The 18,503-nt window shown below is 66.1% G+C and carries 16 protein-coding genes; 7 read left to right on the forward strand and 9 right to left on the reverse strand.

The window, feature by feature from the left end; all coding sequences use genetic code 11:
• Positions 1-231: 231 nt before the first annotated feature.
• Complete coding sequence (locus ABOA88_RS22005; protein WP_196171108.1) at positions 232-1,725, forward strand: aldehyde dehydrogenase family protein; 1,494 nt, start codon at positions 232-234, stop codon at positions 1,723-1,725.
• Positions 1,726-1,841: 116 nt separating this feature from the next.
• Positions 1,842-3,155, forward strand: a complete 1,314-nt coding sequence (locus tag ABOA88_RS22010) for a hypothetical protein (RefSeq protein ID WP_367852097.1) — start codon at positions 1,842-1,844, stop codon at positions 3,153-3,155.
• A gap of 120 nt (positions 3,156-3,275) precedes the next feature.
• Here ABOA88_RS22010 and qhpG read toward each other — a convergent pair whose 3' ends face one another.
• The 4 genes from qhpG to ABOA88_RS22030 are packed head-to-tail and all read right to left on the reverse strand — an operon-like array spanning position 3,276 to position 8,882.
• Positions 3,276-4,574 (reverse strand): flavin-dependent monooxygenase QhpG, encoded by a 1,299-nt coding sequence (qhpG, locus tag ABOA88_RS22015; RefSeq protein ID WP_367852098.1) that lies wholly within the window; start codon positions 4,572-4,574, stop codon positions 3,276-3,278.
• Entirely contained in the window at positions 4,567-5,244 is a 678-nt protein-coding gene (qhpE, locus tag ABOA88_RS22020) for a subtilisin-like serine protease QhpE (RefSeq protein WP_196171105.1), read from the reverse strand. The genes qhpG and qhpE overlap by 8 nt, the downstream gene beginning before the upstream one ends.
• Entirely contained in the window at positions 5,234-6,967 is a 1,734-nt protein-coding gene (locus tag ABOA88_RS22025; protein WP_367852099.1) for an ABC transporter ATP-binding protein, read from the reverse strand. The genes qhpE and ABOA88_RS22025 overlap by 11 nt, the downstream gene beginning before the upstream one ends.
• Position 6,968: 1 nt before the next feature.
• Positions 6,969-8,882, reverse strand: a complete 1,914-nt coding sequence (locus ABOA88_RS22030; RefSeq protein WP_196171103.1) for a sigma-54-dependent Fis family transcriptional regulator — start codon at positions 8,880-8,882, stop codon at positions 6,969-6,971.
• A 414-nt stretch (positions 8,883-9,296) separates the two neighbouring features.
• On the opposite strand from ABOA88_RS22030, the gene ABOA88_RS22035 reads away from it, so the two are divergent.
• The 5 genes from ABOA88_RS22035 (at position 9,297) to alkB (ending at position 15,804) form a co-directional block, all read left to right on the forward strand.
• Complete coding sequence (locus ABOA88_RS22035; protein ID WP_196171102.1) at positions 9,297-10,643, forward strand: hypothetical protein; 1,347 nt, start codon at positions 9,297-9,299, stop codon at positions 10,641-10,643.
• Between the two features lie 32 nt (positions 10,644-10,675).
• Positions 10,676-12,907: an Ig-like domain-containing protein gene (locus ABOA88_RS22040; protein WP_367852100.1), complete on the forward strand. Its 2,232-nt coding sequence runs from the start codon at positions 10,676-10,678 to the stop codon at positions 12,905-12,907.
• Positions 12,908-12,922: 15 nt separating this feature from the next.
• A complete protein-coding gene (locus tag ABOA88_RS22045) occupies positions 12,923-13,402 on the forward strand; it encodes a curlin (protein WP_196171100.1) in 480 nt (159 codons plus the stop codon).
• Positions 13,403-13,421: 19 nt separating this feature from the next.
• A complete protein-coding gene (locus ABOA88_RS22050) occupies positions 13,422-14,867 on the forward strand; it encodes a curlin (protein ID WP_367852101.1) in 1,446 nt (481 codons plus the stop codon).
• Between the two features lie 292 nt (positions 14,868-15,159).
• Positions 15,160-15,804, forward strand: coding sequence for a DNA oxidative demethylase AlkB (alkB, locus tag ABOA88_RS22055; RefSeq protein WP_367852102.1), 645 nt, complete (start codon positions 15,160-15,162; stop codon positions 15,802-15,804).
• Positions 15,805-15,940: 136 nt separating this feature from the next.
• Here the strand turns inward: alkB and ABOA88_RS22060 are convergent, their stop codons facing one another.
• Genes ABOA88_RS22060 through ABOA88_RS22080 form a run of 5 tightly spaced genes read right to left on the reverse strand, consistent with a single transcriptional unit; the run spans position 15,941 to position 18,499 of the window.
• Complete coding sequence (locus ABOA88_RS22060) at positions 15,941-16,780, reverse strand: CsgG/HfaB family protein (RefSeq protein ID WP_196171097.1); 840 nt, start codon at positions 16,778-16,780, stop codon at positions 15,941-15,943.
• A gap of 28 nt (positions 16,781-16,808) precedes the next feature.
• Positions 16,809-17,228 carry a curli production assembly/transport component CsgF gene (locus ABOA88_RS22065; protein ID WP_196171096.1) on the reverse strand — a complete coding sequence of 140 codons (420 nt, stop codon included), beginning with the start codon at positions 17,226-17,228 and terminating at the stop codon, positions 16,809-16,811.
• On the reverse strand, positions 17,225-17,626 hold the full coding sequence (gene csgE / locus ABOA88_RS22070; protein ID WP_196171095.1) for a curli production assembly/transport protein CsgE: 402 nt from the start codon (positions 17,624-17,626) through the stop codon (positions 17,225-17,227). Before csgE ends, ABOA88_RS22065 begins: the two co-directional genes overlap by 4 nt.
• Positions 17,623-18,150 (reverse strand): type II secretion system protein, encoded by a 528-nt coding sequence (locus ABOA88_RS22075; protein ID WP_196171094.1) that lies wholly within the window; start codon positions 18,148-18,150, stop codon positions 17,623-17,625. The genes csgE and ABOA88_RS22075 overlap by 4 nt, the downstream gene beginning before the upstream one ends.
• Positions 18,125-18,499, reverse strand: coding sequence for a type II secretion system protein (locus ABOA88_RS22080; protein ID WP_196171093.1), 375 nt, complete (start codon positions 18,497-18,499; stop codon positions 18,125-18,127). Before ABOA88_RS22080 ends, ABOA88_RS22075 begins: the two co-directional genes overlap by 26 nt.
• Positions 18,500-18,503 lie beyond the last annotated feature (4 nt).

An 18,503-nucleotide genomic window follows, 5' to 3' on the forward strand; every position in this document is an offset into this window, starting at 1 on the left:
CCCCCCCCCCCCCCCCCCCCCCCCCCCCCCCCCCCCCCCCCCCCCCCCCCCCCGGTCCCACTGTTTCAGCACCGTCTCACCCCGTCTCAATGTGCAACAGCATAGTCCCTGGCACTCAACCTTGATCGCGCACCAAACCCTTGTCATTCAAGGCCATTGCCACACCCGCCTCGCCTTGGCACGGCCATTGCGCAGGTGCCTGCACACTCCAATGACAAGAGGCACCGAACTATGCATTGCGAACTGCCCCTCCTCCCTGCCACCCGTGCGTTTCTCGAGCGCAAGCTGAAGATGCGCATCGGCGCCGATTGGCAGGACGCCGCCAGTGGCCGGACCATGAGTTTTCGTAACCCGGCCACTGGCGAGGTACTGGGAGAAGTGCCCTCGGCCGACCCGCAGGATGTGGACCGCGCAGTCAGCGCCGCGCGCCAGGCCTTCGACGACTCGCCCTGGAGCCGCCTGCGCCCACGCGAGCGGCAGAACCTGCTGTGGCGCCTGGCCGACCTGATGGAACGTGACGCCCAGGTACTGGCCGAGCTCGAGTGCCTGAACAACGGCAAGAGCGCTGCCGTGGCCCAGGTGATGGACGTGCAACTGGCCATCGATTTTCTGCGCTACATGGCCGGTTGGGCGACCAAGATCGAAGGCAGCACGGTCGAGCCGTCCCTGCCATTGATGCCGAACGAGCAGTTCCACGGGTTCATCCGCCGCGAGGCGGTGGGCGTGGTCGGCGCCATCGTGGCCTGGAACTTCCCGCTGCTGCTGGCCTGCTGGAAGCTCGGCCCGGCCCTGGCGACCGGTTGCACCCTGGTGCTCAAGCCCGCCGACGAAACCCCGCTGACCGCGCTGAAGCTGGCCGAACTGGTGGAGGAAGCAGGCTATCCGGCCGGGGTCTTCAACGTAGTCACCGGCACCGGCCTTAACGCTGGCGCCGCCCTCAGCAGCCACCCCGGGGTGGACAAGCTGACCTTCACTGGCTCCACCGAAGTCGGCAAACAGATCGGCAAGGCGGCCATGGACAACATGACCCGGGTCACCCTGGAGCTAGGCGGCAAATCGCCGACCATCGTCATGCCTGACGCCAACCTGCAGGAGGCCGCCGCCGGCGCCGCCACGGCGATCTTCTTCAACCAGGGCCAGGTGTGCTGCGCCGGCTCGCGCCTGTATGTGCATCGCAAGCACTTCGACAATGTGGTCGCCGACATCGCCGGCATTGCCAATGGCATGAAACTGGGCAATGGCCTGGACCCGTCGGTGCAGATGGGCCCGCTGATCTCGGCCAAGCAACAGGACCGGGTCACCGGCTACATCGAGCTCGGACGTGAACTGGGCGCCACCATCGCCTGCGGCGGCGAGGGCTTCGGGCCGGGCTACTTCGTCAAGCCGACGGTGATCGTCGATGTCGACCAACGCCATCGCCTGGTGCAGGAAGAGATCTTCGGGCCCGTGCTGGTGGCCATGCCCTTCGACGACATCGACGAAGTGGTGCGCCTGGCCAACGACAACCCCTACGGGCTGGGTGCGAGCATCTGGTCCAACGACCTGGGCGCGGTGCACCGGATGATTCCGCGCATCAAGTCCGGCTCGGTGTGGGTCAACTGCCACAGCGCCCTGGACCCGTCCCTGCCCTTCGGCGGCTACAAGCTCTCCGGGGTCGGTCGCGAGATGGGAGCCAATGCCATCGAGCACTACACCGAGCTCAAGTCGGTGCTGATCAAACTCTGACCCGCGCGCGGTTGCGGCCGGTTCGCGGGTAAATCCGCTCCCACAGGGTTTGCGTGAGTCACGCGAACAGGCCGCAACAGACAACACACAAAACAAAAACAAACATGGAGCACACCATGAGGCACACACTCGCCTGCACATTGGCCCTGCTGGCCGCCGCCCCCCTGACCCAGGCCCACGAACTCTACAACCAGGACGGCACCGTCCTGAACGCCGACCTCGAGGCGCTGTTCGGTATCTTCCACAGTGATGAAAGCTTCAACCAGGCCGGCAACCGCCAGCCGGGCAGCAGCGCCTGGCGCGAGGGCTACGTCAAGTATGGGCTCAGCGGGAGCCAGGCGCTGGCCGGCACCGGCACGCTGTATGGTGCCTTCAGCCTGCTCAGTTCCGCGACCTGGGGCGATGGCGATGCTGCCGGGTTGTCCGTGGGCGATGAGCGCCGCACCGCCGTCGAAGACGCCTACCTGGGCTGGCGCTCGGGCACCCTGTTCCCGGTCTTGGGCGAAGATGGCATCGATGTCTCCGGCGGACGCCAGGTGGTGAAATTGGGCGATGGTTTCCTGATCCAGGGCGACCCGGTCAATCTCGGCAACGTCGATCTAGGCGCCAACTTCGACCGCGGTGGCGCGTATTACCTGGCCGCGCGCAAGGCCTTCGACCGTACCGCCGTGCTGCGCCTGGGCGGCAGCCAGGGTTGGCGAGGCGATCTGATGTGGCTCAAGTCCGACAACCACTACCAGGCGGACACCTCCCTGGCCGTGACCAACCTGGAGCATGTCGCCGACGCAGGCACCCTTGGCGTGAGCTGGATCCGTGGGCTGGACGTCGACCATCGCTACGCCCAGATCATGGGCCTGGAGCACCGCGACGGCATGGACACCTATAGCCTGCGCGGGCGCGGCAGCCTGGGTGTGAAAGACCTGGAGCTGGCAGCGGAATACGTCACCCAGGACCGCACCGGCGGGCGCGAGGACGCCTGGTACCTGGAGGGCAACTGGACCTTCTCCGCCGTGCCTTGGTCCCCAACGGCCACCTACCGCTACAGCCGCTTCTCCGAGGACTTCGACCCACTGTTCTATGGCGCCAGCCGCGGCTATGGCACCTGGTTCCAGGGCGAGGTGGCGGCCAACTATGCCGGGCCGTTCAACAGCAACACCCGGGTGCATCACCTGGGGCTCAAGGCCAAGCCACGGGACAACCTGACCCTGGGCGCGCTGTACTTCGACTTCGACACCCTGGACACCGACCAGGGCAATCTGGGCGGTCGCGAACTGGACCTGTACGTGGAGTGGATGGTCAATGACCACCTCTTGATCAGCCCTCTGGTTGGGTTCTACAAACCTGAGCGCAGTGCCAGTGACGGCGGTGTACAGCTGGGTGGGCGAGATACCGGAACCTACCTGCAACTGCTGGTCGGGACCTTCTTCTAGCCTTTTGAGCTGCTGTGCAGCCCATTGCAGGCTTCGCCACCTCCCACCGGGTTTGCGCAACGGTTGGGAATGTGGGAGCTGGCGACGCCTGCGATGGGCCTCAACGCGGCCCCTGCGATCTCACCGATACCCCTGCTCGGCCAACCACCGCCGCACCATCCCCTGCTGCTCCATAGCCGTCCCGCCCAGGACCGACTGCAACGCCTCGCCCGCCTGCACGGCCCGCACCACCGGTGCAAGTTCGACCCCCTGCACGTGCCAGATCCCCAACGGCTGATCCCGGGTCAGGACCACCTCGACCTCCTCCACCAGACCGTCGCGCAGCACCGGTCGGCGCGCCACCTGCACAGCCTGCCAGTCCGCCTCAGCGTGCATCGGCTGGACGTCTGGCCACGCGCGGCGGCGGGCCCAGAACGGCTGCTCGGCCCGGCCCTGTTCCTGGGCATAGAAGTCCCGCCCGATACGGGCAAAGCGCAGGAACAATTGCTCGACCCGCGCTTGGTGGAACTGCCGCGCCAAGACGGCGCGCTCGGGCCGGCGCAACAAGGTGTTGATCACCGCCGGTGCCTGCAACGCCGACGACAGCGACTGGAAGATGCCATTGCCCGACAGTGGGTCCACGGCCATGGCCGCATCCCCCACCCGGATCCAGTCACTGCCCACGCACTCGCCCGCCAGGATCGCCGTGCTGCTACGGGCATGCACCTGGCAGGGCAGCAGCGCCTGCTCATCGAAAAACTGTGCCACCAGCGCTGACTGCCGACGCCGTGCGGCACAGTACGCCGGCAGCGCTGCCTTGCCCGGCAGGCTCGCCGCGCCGGCATCGAGCGTGATCTGCCAGTAGCACTGCCCGTCGGCCAGGCGCGCCATCCAGGCCCAGCCGTCGCCCAGGCTCTGCACCGCCGATGCCGGCTCCCCAGGCGGCCCCTGCCAGCGGTTGAGCAGGCTGACGGTTTCCGGGCCGCGTGATCGGTCAGCCGCCAGCGGTGCCTGGCGGCCACGGGCCTCCACCAGAAAATCGGCCTGCAATACCTGGCCGTCCTCCAGCCGCACCTGGTGCCCGTCCTCGTGCAGGAGGTCGCGCACCCGGCCTTCGACCACGGTCACGCCTGCCCGCAGCAGATCGACACGCAAGGCACGGTCGAACGCTGGGCGATCGAGCAGGTATTCCTGATTCAGTCGCAGATGCTCGCCATTCCAGAGCACTTGGCGCTTCGCCAGGCTCATCGCCTCGCCCAGCGCCCTGCCCAGACCGGCATGGCGCAGCCCCTCCAGCACCCGCTCGGAGACACCCTCGACCGCAGCGAAACGACGCCAGTCCGAGACGACCGTGACGGGGTAGCCGAGACGCCGAAGGCCCAGGGCCGTGGCCGCGCCCGCAGGGCCTGCGCCCAGTACGAGGATGCGCGGGTCAGCCATTGTAGGCGCCTCTGCGCTCAGGGCCGGTGAAAGCGGCAGTGTCGCGCAGGTGCGCCAGCAACCGCGGATGATCCATGTCCGGGTGTTGCTCCAGCAGGCGCGCTATCCGCCCGCTCAAGGCCGCGCAGGCCAGGCTCGCACCGGCCATGCCCTGCCCGCCGACATAACCGCCAAGGTCGGCCTGGCCGCTGCCCAGCCAGGACCACTGCCCCGGCGCGCAGCGCGCATCGCCGGTGATCCGCAGCACGCCGGGATAGCTGGCCGGATACACCGGCCCACCCCGGGCGGGGCTTGAGGCGCACAGCAGCACGCCAGCCGCCTGTGCCTCCGCGCAGGCCTGGCGCAGCACAGGCCGGTCCTGATGCAGGCCGAGGCTCAGGTTGACCAAGGTGGCGCCCTCTTCCACCAGCCAGAGCAATGCCCCGGCGACCTGCAGGGCGCTGGTGCTCCACTGCCGATCGAAGACCTGGGCCATCAGCATCGGCAACTGGCCGGCCTCCGATTGCAGGCGGGCCAACACCGCACTGCCATGCCCCAGGTGGTCGGGCACCGGCTCTCCTTCGCACAGCACACCTTCTTCGAGCCGAAAGCGCCGTGCCGCCACCAATGTCGCGGCCTGCTCGGGCGAGCAGCCGCTGTCGATCACGCCGATACGCGGCTCACGTGTCATGACCGGTGACCTCCTGGGGCCTGACCCGCAGCTCGCCATCGTGCAACTGCAGGTGCAGGTCGGCGTCGGCAAGGGTCGAGGCACGGTGGCTGATCAAAATGCGGGTGCGGCCGGCGAACAGTTGGTCGATGGCCGCGATGACATCACGCTCGGTGGCTTCATCCACCGCCGAGGTGGCCTCGTCGAGCACCAGGATCGCAGGGTCCTGCAGCAGCGCGCGGGCAATGGCGATGCGTTGCTTCTGTCCGCCGGACAGCTGCTGGCCACGCTCGCCGAGCAGGCCGTCCAGGCCCAGTGGCAGGCTTTGCACCAGGCTCTGGAGCTGGGTCAGGCGTACCACGCGTTCAAGATCGGCCAGGCTGGCCTCGGGCGTGCTGTAGGCCAAGTTCTGCGCCAAGGTGCCACGAAACAACACGATGTCCTGGCTGACCACGGCGATGCGCCGGCGTAGCGCCTGCAGATCCAGCTCGCGCAGGTCCGTGCCGTCCAACAGAATGCGCCCGGCATCGGGGTCGTAAAAACGCTGCAGCAGGTCGATCAGGGTCGATTTGCCCACCCCTGAGGCGCCGCTGATGGCCACCTTCAGCCCACCCGGGATACACAGGTTCACATCCTGCAACACCGCGCCCGGGCGTCCTTCGTGGGCGAAGGCCACCTGCTCCAGACGCAGCTCACCCGGGCCATCGGGCATGGGCTTGGGCGTCTGGGCCGCGTGCACCGCCAGCGGTTCCTGCTTGAGTTCCATCACCCTGCCCAGGCTCACCGCCATGCGCTGCACCGCCACGTACAGGCCCAGCAGGCTCTGCACCGGCCCCACCGCCATCCCCAGGTAGGTGGAAAAGGCGATCAGGGCGCCCAACTGCCAAGTGCCCTGGATCACCCACCAGCCGCCGACCAGAAATGCACAAGCGCGGCACAGGGAGGTCAGCGTGCCGGGCACCGCCTGGGTGAAGAACTCGATGACCTGGACCTTGAGCAACTGGCCCATGTAGCCCTGCCCGAGCTGCTCCAGGCGCCTGGCCTCACGGGCTTGCTGGCCCGCCGCCTGGATGAACTTCATGGCCGGCAGGGTCTCGACCAGAAATGACGACACATCCGTCGAACGCTCGCGCAGGCTGCGCACCTCGCGCTCGACCTTGCGCCGCATCCAGCGCAACCACAGCACTTCGATGGGGATCAACAGCGCCAGCAACAACGACAGTTGCCAGGAGAGCATCAGCATCAATGCCAGCGCGCCGAGCAAGCCGATCACGCTGGACACCGCCGAGAACAGCGAGTCCACGGCAAAGCGTTGGATCTCGGCGACATCGCCGTCGAGCCGGGAGAGGATGTCGCCGGTGCGCCGTCGCCCGTAGAACGTCGGCGAGAGCTGCTGCAAATGCCGATAGAGGTCGTCGCGCAGGGCAAACAGGATGCGCCCCGACAAGCGCGTGTGCAGGTAACGGTTGACGCCCGCCAGCAGCGTGCCGAGCACGCCGGCCAGGATCATCACCGCAGCCATGTGCCAGAGGGTCGTGTAATCGCGCGCCAACAGCCCCTCGTCGATCAGGGTCTTGACCAGCCAAGGCTGGGCCAGGGCCAACAGCGAGGCGCACAACGACAACCCCAGCAGCATGGCGATGGCCCGCCGGTGCGGGCGCACGAAGCTGTACAACCAGGCCAGGGCCTGGCGCATCAGTTGCGGGTCGCTGGTTTCCACCAGCCGTGCGAACAGGCCGCCCATGTCAACTGCGCAGTTGCTTGAGCTTGCGGTACAGCGTGGCCCGGCTGATGCCCAGGGCTTCGGCGGCGGCCGAGACATTGCCCTGGTGCCGGGTCAGGGCCCCACGGATCAGTTCCAGTTCGTTTTCGCGCAAGCTGCCGGAGGGCGCCGCACCGCTGGCCAGCTCGTCCAGCAGGCAGTCGGTGAGGTGCTCAAGGCTCAGCACCTGCTCACCTTCTTCGCGCATGGCCAGGGCGGTGCGCAGCACCATTTCCAGCTGGCGGATGTTGCCCGGCCAGTCGAAGCCCTCCAGCAGCTCGGCCAGGGCCGGGTCGAGGGTCACGCCCTTGGCGCCGAACTTGTCCAGCAGGCCTTCGACGATGCTCGCCAGATCCTCCCGCTCGCGCAGCGCAGGCAGGCGCAGGGAGACGCCGTTGACCCGGTAGTACAGGTCCTCGCGAAAATGCTGCTCGGCCACCAACCGTTTGAGGTCGCGGTGGGTGGCGCAAATCAACGCCACGTCGATCTCCTGCTCTTCGCCGGCTCCCAACGGCGCCACGCGGCGTTCCTGCAGCACCCGCAGCAGACGAGCCTGCAGCGCCAAGGGCATGTCGCCGATCTCGTCGAGGAACAAAGTGCCGCCGTGGGCCTGCATCAGGCGTCCGACCATGCCGCCCCGGCGCGAACCGGTGAAGGCGCCCTCCCGGTAACCGAACAGTTCGGACTCGATCAGGCCTTCGGGGATCGCCGCGCAGTTGACGGCAACGAAGGGTTTGTCCGCGCGCGGGCTGGCCTGGTGCAGGGCGCGGGCGGCCACCTCCTTGCCGGTGCCCGTCTCGCCCAGCAGCAGCACGGGCAGGCCATTGACCAGGCCCTGACGCGCCATGCGCAGGCCCCGGGCCAGACGCGCGTCGCCACCGGCCAGGGCTTGCAGGGCTGGGGATTTGTTCGAGACAGACGCCTTGCCAGGCGCTACGTTGACGCTGAGGTTGCCGTGACGCGGCAGTTGCAGGGCGCGGAAGAAGAACTCGCCCTTGGCGGTCTGCACACTGCTCGCACCGCCCTGCCACAGGCGGGCGATGAAGGCCGGTGAGCGCTCGCCGAGCAGGTCGCTGCTGCGTCGCCCGATCAGCGCTTGGCGGGAGACCTGCAACAGTTGGCAGGCGTTGTCGTTGGCCGCCAGCACTTCGCCGTCCAGGCTCAGGGCCAGCAGCCCCTGCCAGGCGCTGGTGAGGTATTGCGGGCGGCTGTGGAATGCCAGCACCAGATGCTCGGGGTGGCACAGGCCAAACAGCCGGCTTTCGATGTTGCCGGCGGCGAGCATAAGCGTGGAGAGGTTGTCCTGGGGTTGCATCATCACCCCTTCGCGGGTGATGTCCAGCACGCCGATCACCTCGCCACGCGGGTCACGCAACGGGACCGAGGTGCACGAGAACGGGCTGAGCCGATCCAGGTAGTGTTCGCCGCAGTTGATCAGGGTCGGTCGTCCTTCGACTACCGCCGTGCCGATGGCATTGGTGCCGCGTAGCGCCTCGCTCCAGCAACTGCCCGGGTGCAGATCACGCAGGCCTTCACGGCCAAGCACGTGGGTCTGCCCCTCGATGGCCAGGACGTTGGCCTGGGCGTCGCCGAGGATGACGATGCCGCTCTTGCCCTGGCGCTTGACCAGGTAATCGAGCTCTGGGGCGACCGCGTCGATCAGCAGGCGGTTGTGTTCGAGCAGCGAGCGCAGGTCGAGCCCCTGCCGGGTGCCCAGGCCCACCTGTTCGTCCTGCAGGCAGTCCAGGCCATGGCCGAGGCTGCGGCGCCAGGAAGCATCGATCTCCTCACGCAGCATCCCCGAGGGCAGCTCGCCCTCGTGGGCCAGCTTCAGCCGGGCCTGGCGGGATTCCTGCAAAGGGTCAGAGGCGTTTGTTATTGGGTATTGTCGCGCCATCGTTTACTCCAGCTGTGCCCCCGCAGGGGAAGGGCTCCGGGACTTGTTGCAGTGTGCGTCAGAATCCCCGGGCCGTCATCCGGTTGGGGTGGAGGTTGGCATAAAGCTTACGTTTACGTAAAGGCACTGACTCCCCGCTCACGCCCTTATCGCGGATAAACCCGCTCACACGGGGATCACACCCGCCTCTGGGCTCGGGTTGACCCGCGAAAATGACGCCCCACCAGGCGCGCCCCAATTCCCCAATGCTGGGGGACTCAGCCCACTACCGTGAGCCGTCAATGAGCCTTGTGAAATCATCAGGAGCCCCGTTCTGCAAGGCCTGCAGCGCAATATCAAAAAACTGGCACGGCTGTTGCCGATCCCTGTGCAGACGCCCCAACCCATGGGCCCGTTTGCAGGAGGGTTTGACTCATGCACCGACCGACACCCCACCCGCTGGCAGTGGCGATCTTCGCCAGCATGCTCCAGCTTCCGGCCCAGGCTGCACTCAATGCAGTCGACCAGGGCACCTACACACCGGAGAACGGCGGCTTCGCCGCGTGGTACCAGGACACCCACGGCCGGGTATTGGACCTGTGCCTGACCAAGGCGGTCAGCTCACGGGTGGCAGGTGCTCCAGGCGCGCCGTCGTACATGTGCACGCTGCTGCCGACCCCGGGCGTGTTCGACGATACCCAACCGATCGCTTTCCCCACCAACTTCCCGGACGAGGCATTCTGGTTTACCGCCGATGCCGCCATCAATGATGCCGCCCGCGGGGTCAACCTGGGGTATGTCTCGGCGATCGAAGCCGCGTTCGGCGGTGGCGACCCTCTCGAAGGCGACCAAATCAGCTTCGCCCGCGTGCGCATCCGCGTCGATGTCCCCACCGCAGGGACCTACATCATCACCCACCCCTACGGCGTCGAGGTGTTCGACGTGGCCACCCCGGGCCGTCGGGCCATCAACATGACCCGCGATATCGGCATCGGCTCGCCAGGCAACTTCACCGGTGCGCTCAAGGGTGACATCGGCCCGTTCCTGCGCAGCGTCAATGGCCCGTACACCGAAACCAATCCCAGCACCGGGGCCAGCGAGCAGTTCATCGGCGACCCGAACCTGAACGAAGCCGTGACCGGCAGCCCGTTCAATACCAACTTCGTACGCATCGAGGGCCCTAACGGCATCGACCTGCGCACCGAGCTGTTCGCCGTGTCCGGCAAACTTTCCACGGTCAACCTGCCGACCCCGTTGCTGCCTCAACGCAGCACCTACTCACGGCACACCGAAAATGGGGACTTGCGCGCCCAGCAGGATGTGTTCGCCTTGGCGCCGCCGCCACCGGCGACCGTGACCCTGACCAGCCAGACCCCCAACCTGCCGCTGACCGAAGCCAACAAGACCGGCACCTGGTACGGCCAGTCGACGCTCGACCCGACGCTGCCGGCCACCCTGACTCTCAGCGCCGACAACAGCCTGGCCATCCCCACCAGCACCGCCACCAGCGCCAACCTGCCGCTGACCGACCTGGTGACCATCACCCGCGCCGAATACAGCCTGGCCAGCGGTCAGCTGACCCTGGTCGCCACCAGCAGCGACGAAACCTCGCCGCCCGCCATGGTTGCCCGCACCGGCAACGGCACGCTGATCGGCAGCCTCTCCGGCAACGGCGCAGTGAAGACATTGAGCACAGGGTTCTCGCCGATTCCGCCCGCGAAGGTGCAGGTCACCAGCAACAGCGGCGGTAGCGACAGCGAAGACGTGGTGCTGGTGCCATGAACAGACAAAGGCTTCGCCTTCAAGGAGGCAGCATGAACACTTGGCCACGCCGGGCGCTTTACGCCGCCGGGCTCTCCCTCTCTCTTTGCGGCGCGGTATCGGCTGCGCTCACCGAGGTCGATCCAGGCCCTTACACCCTGGCCACCGGGGGTTACCCGATGTGGTACAAGGACGCCAGTGAACTGTCCCTGGAACTGTGCCAATCGCGCGCGACCAGTTCGCGGGCACCCGGTGCACCGGGTGCACCTGCCTATATGTGCACCTTGCTGCCGGAGCCAGGCGTCTACGACGACACCCTGCCGCTGGTCTTCCCGGACAACTGGCCGCCGGAGATGTTCTGGTTCCTGGCCGAAACGTCGATTCCTGCCGTGGGCAACAGTGGCTATGAACTGGAGGTGTACGTCGCCGGCGTCGAAGCGGCGTTCGCCGCTGAAAACCCGGTGGACGGCGATCAGCAGAGTTTCGCCCGCATTCGTATCCGCGCCTCGGTGCCGACCGCCGGCACCTACCGCATCACCCACCCCTATGGCGTCGAGACCGTGGTCGTCAACACCCCCGGCCGGCGCGCGATCAACATCACCCGTGACATCGGCATCGGCGCCCCAGGTGACTTCAGCGGTGCACTCAAAGGCGACATCGGGCCGTTCCTGCGCAGCGCCACGGGCTTCTATACCGAGCTCAACCCGGACACCGGCGCCACCGACACCTTCATCGGCGACCCCAATATCACCGAAGCAGTGACCGGCAGCCCGTTCAACACCAACTTCGTGGCCATCGACGGTCCGGCCGGACACATCCAGACCAACGTGTTCACGCTTTCGGGCAAGGTACTCGACCCGCGCGCGCAGACACCGGTGAACCTGGAGCGCGCCACCTACCAGCGCAACGGCAACGGCACCCGCGTCGAGGTGTTCGCCAAGGCACCGAGCGATGCCAGTCTGTGCATGCGCTATGGCCTGGCCCTGGTCGGCACCCCGGGCTCGCCCTGCGAGTTCAACTTGTTGTCCGACAACAGCGGGCTGTTCTTCAGCCAGCAGTTGAACCAGACCGCGCCGCCTCCGGTGGTGGTGGTCACCGCCAGCAGCACCGCAGGTGGCACCCGGCCAACGGCGTTGTCCAGCAAGCTCAGCGACGTGGTGAAGATTCGCACTGCCCGCTTCGACTGGGTCAGTAAACGCCTGATGATCGAGGCCAGCTCCAGTGACGAGGTGCAGATACCGGACTTGGTGGCCCAGGGCTACGGACGTCTTTCCAAGTCCGGCACGCTGCAGACCTTGACCGTCAGCGACCTCACCCAGCCGCCGGCCACCGTTACGGTCAAGTCCGCCCGTGGCGGCAGCGACGTCGAGCCGGTGACGGTGGTCGGCAACGCGCCGATCACAGCCGCGAACCAGCCTCCATTGGCCCAGGCCGATGTTGCCGGGACCAGTGTCGGCGTACCGGTCACCCTCAACCTGCTGACCAACGATACGGACCCCGACGGCGATGTGCCGCTGACCATCACCGACCTCACCCAACCAGGTACAGGCTTGGGCTCGGTGGTCCTCAATGGCACCACGTCGGTGACCTATACCCCGCCTGTCGGTGCCACGACGGCCTTCCCGGCGATCTTCAGCTACCGCGCCCAGGACGCCAAAGGGCTGAAGTCCGAGCCAGCCACAGTGACCGTCAACGTCGTGCCTAACCGCGCACCGACCGCTGTCGCCGACAGTGTCGCGACCCTGGGTGTACCGCTGACCATCAACGTGCTGGCCAACGACACCGACCCTGAAGGCAACCTGCCGCTGGCCGTAGCCAGTGTCACTCAGCCCCCCGTCGGTCGCGGCACGGTCAGCCACAACGGCACCACGGTCACCTACACACCACCGGCCACGGTCACCGCACCGTTCACCACCACGTTCACCTACGTGGCACGTGACTCGATCGGTGCGCTGTCCGGCAACGGCACCGTCACCGTGCAGGTCTCACCCAAACCGCCGACCGAGAACCTCACGGTCACCGCGGCGACGGTCACCGCACGCTCCAACAACCGTTACAACTGGGACATCAGCGGTACGTCCTCGGTGACCACCGGCAACACCGTCACGGTGCAGGTGACCACCCGTAACGGCCTGGTGACCCTGGGCAGTACGGCGGTGCCAGCGACCGGCCGCTGGAGGGTGATCGTGAGCAACAGCACCACCCTGGTACCGACCGCCACGCCGTCAGCAACCATCCGTACCAGCCAAGGCACCGTTCGCACCGTGCCGGTCAGGCTGCAGTAAGCCCGGGAGGCCGCCATGAAACGCCTGAACCCACTGCTGCTCTGCCTGGCCCTGGCGGGGCAGGCCCTCCAGCCCGGCTGGGCCGATGACCTGATGGACAATGCCGACCTCGCGGCCGGCAACGACCTCGGCGAACCGGTGATCATGCGCCTGCTGCCGGCTGGCGCCGGCCAGCTGGCAATGATCGAGCAGCAAGGTTCAGGCAACCGTGCCGCCCTCGACCAGAACGGTCAGGCCCTGCTGGGCCGGATCGTCCAGAGTGGCGGCGCGCAGGAGGCGTACATCCTGCAGGAAGGCATCGACCTGCTGGCCTCGATCGTCCAGCAAGGCCAGGGTAACAACGCGGCGATCCGCCAGAGTGGCAGCAACAACACCGCGTCGATCGAGCAGTTCGGCAACTACAACACCGCCAACATCCAGCAGAGCGGCACGGGGCTCACCAGCGCCGTGACCCAGGCCGGCAACGGCCAGCACGTTCAGATCACCCAATACTGATACACCTGGAGGCACCACCATGTTCAAGCTCGCTCCCCTAAGCGCCGCCATTGTTCTGGCGATTGCCGGCCAGGTCATGGCCGATGACAGTACCTCGACCCAGAACCAGCAAGGCAAGGAAAACATCGCCGAAGTCCTGCAAAACGTGGCGCCTTATGCCTCGGTCACCCAGGACCAGACCGGGCAGGGCCATAATCACCTCGCCGTGCAGGACACCAGCACCAGCGACATCAGCCAAAGTGCCACCGGTTCGTACAACGCCGGCTACGCCGACCAGATCATGGAAAATGGCAGCACCACCATCCAGCGCTCCGGAGGCACCCTCAACGACAACTTCTCCAGCCAGTCGCTCGGCCAGGACAACCAAGTGCTGCAGGTGCAACAGGGCACTGGCAACATGTCCAAGGTCTTCCAGGAGTTCCAGACCGGCGCCCAGGCCACCACACTCCAGCAAGGCAGTGGCAACGACGCCGTGGTCGAGCAACTGATCGGTGGCACCAACAACCGCGCGCTGATCATGCAGGAAGGCAGCGGCAACACTGCCGCCAGCGAACACATACTCCACGACAACGGCGACATCAGCATTCAGCAGAAGGGCCAGGCCAGTTGGGCCTACGGCGACCAGCGCAACGGCCTGGGCGGCACCATCGACATCCAGCAGGTTGGCAGCAGCCATTCCGTGGAGGTCTGGCAGGACACCCAGGTCGCCAGCCAGGCCAGTGTCTATCAGCAAGGCCAGCTCAACGAGGTCTATATCGACCAGAGCTTCGGCCAGGGCAACAGCGCCAATGTGTCCCAGAACGGCCAGCGCAACGCCAGTTGGTCGGACCAGTTCGAGACCAACAATTCGGGGGTCAACATCACCCAGAACGGCAAGGACAACCTGCACTACACCTACCAGACCGGTGAGAACCAAAGCCTGACCATCAACACCACCGGCAACGGCAACAAAGTCCTGGCCAGCAACTGGAAGGGCGAGAAGTTCGGCGGCCAGTTCGGCGCCGACCAAAAGGCCGTGATCAAGCAAAACGGCAACGCCAACAGCGCCAACTTCAACCAGGAAGGCATGAATCAGTTGGCCAAGCTGGAGCAAAAAGGCAACCGCAACACCATGGAGACCAACCAGGTCGACAGCAACAACGAGCTGTATTTCGAACAGAACGGCAGCGACAACCTGCTCATCGCCGCGCAACGCGACAGCGGTAACTATGCCGAGGGCTTGAGCGCCGGTAATGGCAACGTCATCAACCTCGACCAATCCGGCCAGGGCAACCAGAGCTACACCTACCAGCTGTATGGCAGTGGCAACACCGCCAACATCACCCAGAGCGATGTCGCCAACGTCGCCTATGTCACACAGGGCGGCACCGGCAACCTGGCGACCGTCACCCAGAGCAACATGAACCAGAACGCCGCCATCACTCAGTACGGCAGCACCAACACTGCCATCGTCACCCAGCAGTAACGGGTCCCCCCTTGGACCGCGGTGTTCCCTCTCCCTGGCGCCGCGGTTCCTTTTTACTCCCCTTCTTTGGCGGTAATCCCGCTTCCATGCCATAGCGTTTGGCTTAAGGTCGCCGCTGTCCCTTTCGCGGGTAAACCCTCGCCCACAAGGAGTGCGATGAGCCTGCGGGGGCGGGGTTACCCGCAAATGCAGCAGCGCTGACGCCACGCAGGCAGGCGGTTCGTCGCTTCGACTGGCCCACGAACAAGCCGCCAGCATTACAATGCGTGCAGACCCAACCGACGCCAACCCCATGATCCAATCCGACCTCGACCTGTTCGGCCACCAGCCGCAACGCCTGGCCAGCCACACGGTGCTGCTGCCAGGCTTCGCCCTGGCCGAAATCGAGGCTGTACTCGATGCCCTGCGCCCGGTGCTGCGCGCCGCGCCCTTTCGGCACATGCGTACCCCAGGCGGTCTGCACATGGCCGTGGCCCTGACCAACTGCGGCACCCAGGGCTGGGTCAGCGACGAGCAAGGCTACCGCTACAGCCCCACCGATCCCAAGACCGGCCTGCCCTGGCCGGCCATGCCCCAAGCCCTGCTCGACCTTGCCGATCGCGCCGCCTGCGCTGCCGGTTTTGACGGCTTCGTCCCGGACGCCTGCCTGATCAACCACTACGTACCCGGCACCCGCCTGACCTTGCACCAGGACCGTGACGAGCGCGATTTCGGCCAGCCGATCGTGTCGCTGTCCCTGGGGTTGCCAGCGGTGTTTCTATTCGGTGGGCTGCAGCGCTCGGACCGGACTCAACGGATACCCTTGAGCCACGGCGACGTACTGGTATGGGGAGGCGAGGATCGACTGCGCTATCACGGGGTGATGCCGATCAAGCCTGGTGTGCATCCGAGGATGGGTGAACGGCGGATCAACCTGACACTGCGCAAGGCGCGTTGACGGTATACAGCGCTCTGACCTGTTCGCGGGTAAACCCGCTCCCACAAGGATCGCACCGCATCGGGGGGCGAAGCTGTACCTGTGGGAGCGGCGGTTCGGCGCTCCGATTTACCCGCGAAGAGGCCAGTTCAGCCAATCACTGCTGCTGGTTCTGGCTCAAGAACTTGTCCACCTGGGCGTTGCCCTCCCCCGCATCCGCCACCTGCCACAACCGGCGCTCGATGCCCTGGGCCAACAGGTGCCCCACTGCCGCCTCGATCGCCGACAGCACGCACAGCTGCGCCGGTTCGTTGGTGGTGTAGCCCACCTCGGCTTCGAGCAGTTTCTTGAACTCGATGAACTTGAACACCCCGGCGCTGCGACCGACCGAATAGATGGTCTTGCTGGTCATCACATTGGCCAGCACCTGGCCACTGCGCACATCCACCGCCCGCAGGTTCACGGTCACCTGATCGACGCGGTACTCGCGGGATATGTCGATGCCCAGGTAGCGAGCACCCTCCCCGCCGCTGCGCACGTTGGTGTCGTAGGCGATGATGCCGCCTTCGAGCATCAGGTTGGCCGCCTGCAGCGGCGGCAACTCGCCCTGGATGTTCAAGGGGGCGTCGGGTTTCTTCTGCGAAGCGCGGATGATCTTGCGCTCGGTCAACAGGTTCTGCAGGCCTTCGCGCTCCAGGACCACGAACCAGCCGCTGGCACTCAAGGCGTCCATCAGCATGCTCGCCGCACCTTGGGTGACGCTGGTGGAGAAGGAACTTGCCGGCGTCGGCTTGTACTGCCCGGTCTGGTCCCGGAAGCCGTACACCACCGCCATCAGCCTGCCCTTGGGCCGTGGCATGTTGATCAGATCGTAGTAGGTCGAGGCCCGTGGGGTCAGGGTCGGAGTATCCGTATCCTGTTCGGCGGGCATCGGCTCGCGCAGGCCGCAGCCTTGCAAGGTGGCGAGGATCAGCAGAGTGCTAAGCAAACGTTTCATGGTCATTCTCCCCTGTCGACCCTGCCCCTTACGGGTTCAGGCCACTGACCTTGATGAGCGAGACTTCCCCTGTCGCACGATCGGTGACCCTGATGCTCAGGGCGCCGGAATCGTCGATCACATCGATCAGGAAGGAATCCGTGGACATGCTGCCGGTCTTGCCGTCGCTGATGTTGTCCAGCAACTGGGACAACAAGCGCGATTCAAGCTGGTTGCTGAAGCGCTCCAGGGCCGAGGTGCCGCCAAATGCCGAGGTGCGATCCTTCAGGTCCGGGTCCTCGTAATCGTTCTGGGCCTGGGCGTTGTTCAGCAGCCAGGTGCCATTGAGCGGATTGCCGCCGAACGCCGGGTTGACCGGGGTGTACACCAGCTCCGTGGCCTGGGCATGGCCGACGCAAAGGCCGGCCAGCAAGCAGACGGCGACACACCGGGGAATATGGTTGCTCATAGCTCGTCCCTCTCCAGATCAGTGGTGTCCTGCAGCAGGCGCCGGAGCTTGTGCTCGATGATCTGCTGCTTGACCAGGTCCGCTGCCGCGATGGCCTCGTCTTTAAGTTGCGTGGTGTTGGGCGGCAAAAAGCGCCGATACAACACCTCGCGTTCATACTCCACCGTCACCAAGCTGCCCCAGCGTGCATCAGGGCGTTCGCGCACCACCAGGTTGAAGTCCAGGCGGCTCGTGGCGCGCAGGCGGTCGGTGAAGTCGTTGTAGAAGTCGTGCCCGATGTGCGAGATGGTGTTGTCGACGATGAACCCCTTCATCTCGTCCTCGGCATCGGCATGGGCCGAGGTGCCAGGCAAGGCAAGCAGCAGGCACAGCCAGCACAGGGCAGCGAACGGTTTCATGGCGTATCTCCCGGGCCGCTGTGGGTGCGTGCAGCACCGCTGCTTTCGGCGAACGGCTGCTCAGCGACGAATTGCCAGTCGCTGTAGTGCTCGAGCCCCTCGAAACCGGACCACTGGGCATCGAATCCACTGCGTTTGAGTGGCGTGGCATCCGAACGGCTGTGAATGCCGGTGATCCGCCCGTCCTCCGACCGCAGCAGGCCCCACGCTTCGCCCCTGGTGATCGGGTCGGGGTACAACCGGCGGATGTGCCGCTGGGGCGATGGGAAGCGATTGTCCTCCAGCAGATCTTCCAGCGCCTGCGGGTACTGGGCCAGGCCTGGCGATGCACGGTAGTAGCTGCGCAGCGCCTGGGCGTACTGGCCGCCGATCCACAGCAGCTGGCGCTCGTGCTCGCGCTGGGCGGCCGTGGCCCACAGGGTGCCGGTGGCGGCCAGGGCCATGCTGCTGACCGCGATCAGAAACAGCACGCCCAGGTAGGTGAAGCCCGCGCAGGCCTTACCATTCGGCATAGAGGCTGCCATCACGCGCCCTCCCCGTTGCCCCGCTCTTGATATCGGCCACCCCACCGGTCACTCCCTCCGGCGGTGGCACCAGTTGCCAGGCGTCGCTGCGTTCGGTGATCGGGTCCACCGGGGTGTTGCGCAGGTAGCGCTGCTCCACCAGTTGCTCCAGGGACTCGGGGTAATGGCCGGTATCGCCGTAGTAATGGTCCAGGGCCTCGCGCAGCACGGCCAGGCTCTGGCGCAGCGTGGCCTCGCGGGAGGCCTCCAGGCTGTTGAAATAGCGCGGCAAGGCAATGGTCATCAGGGTGGCGATGATCGCCAGGACCACCAGCAGTTCGATGAGGGTAAAGCCACGGTTGCGTTTCATGACC

The organism is Pseudomonas sp. PKS (assembly GCF_051913525.1).
Lineage (GTDB): Bacteria > Pseudomonadota > Gammaproteobacteria > Pseudomonadales > Pseudomonadaceae > Aquipseudomonas > Aquipseudomonas guariconensis_D.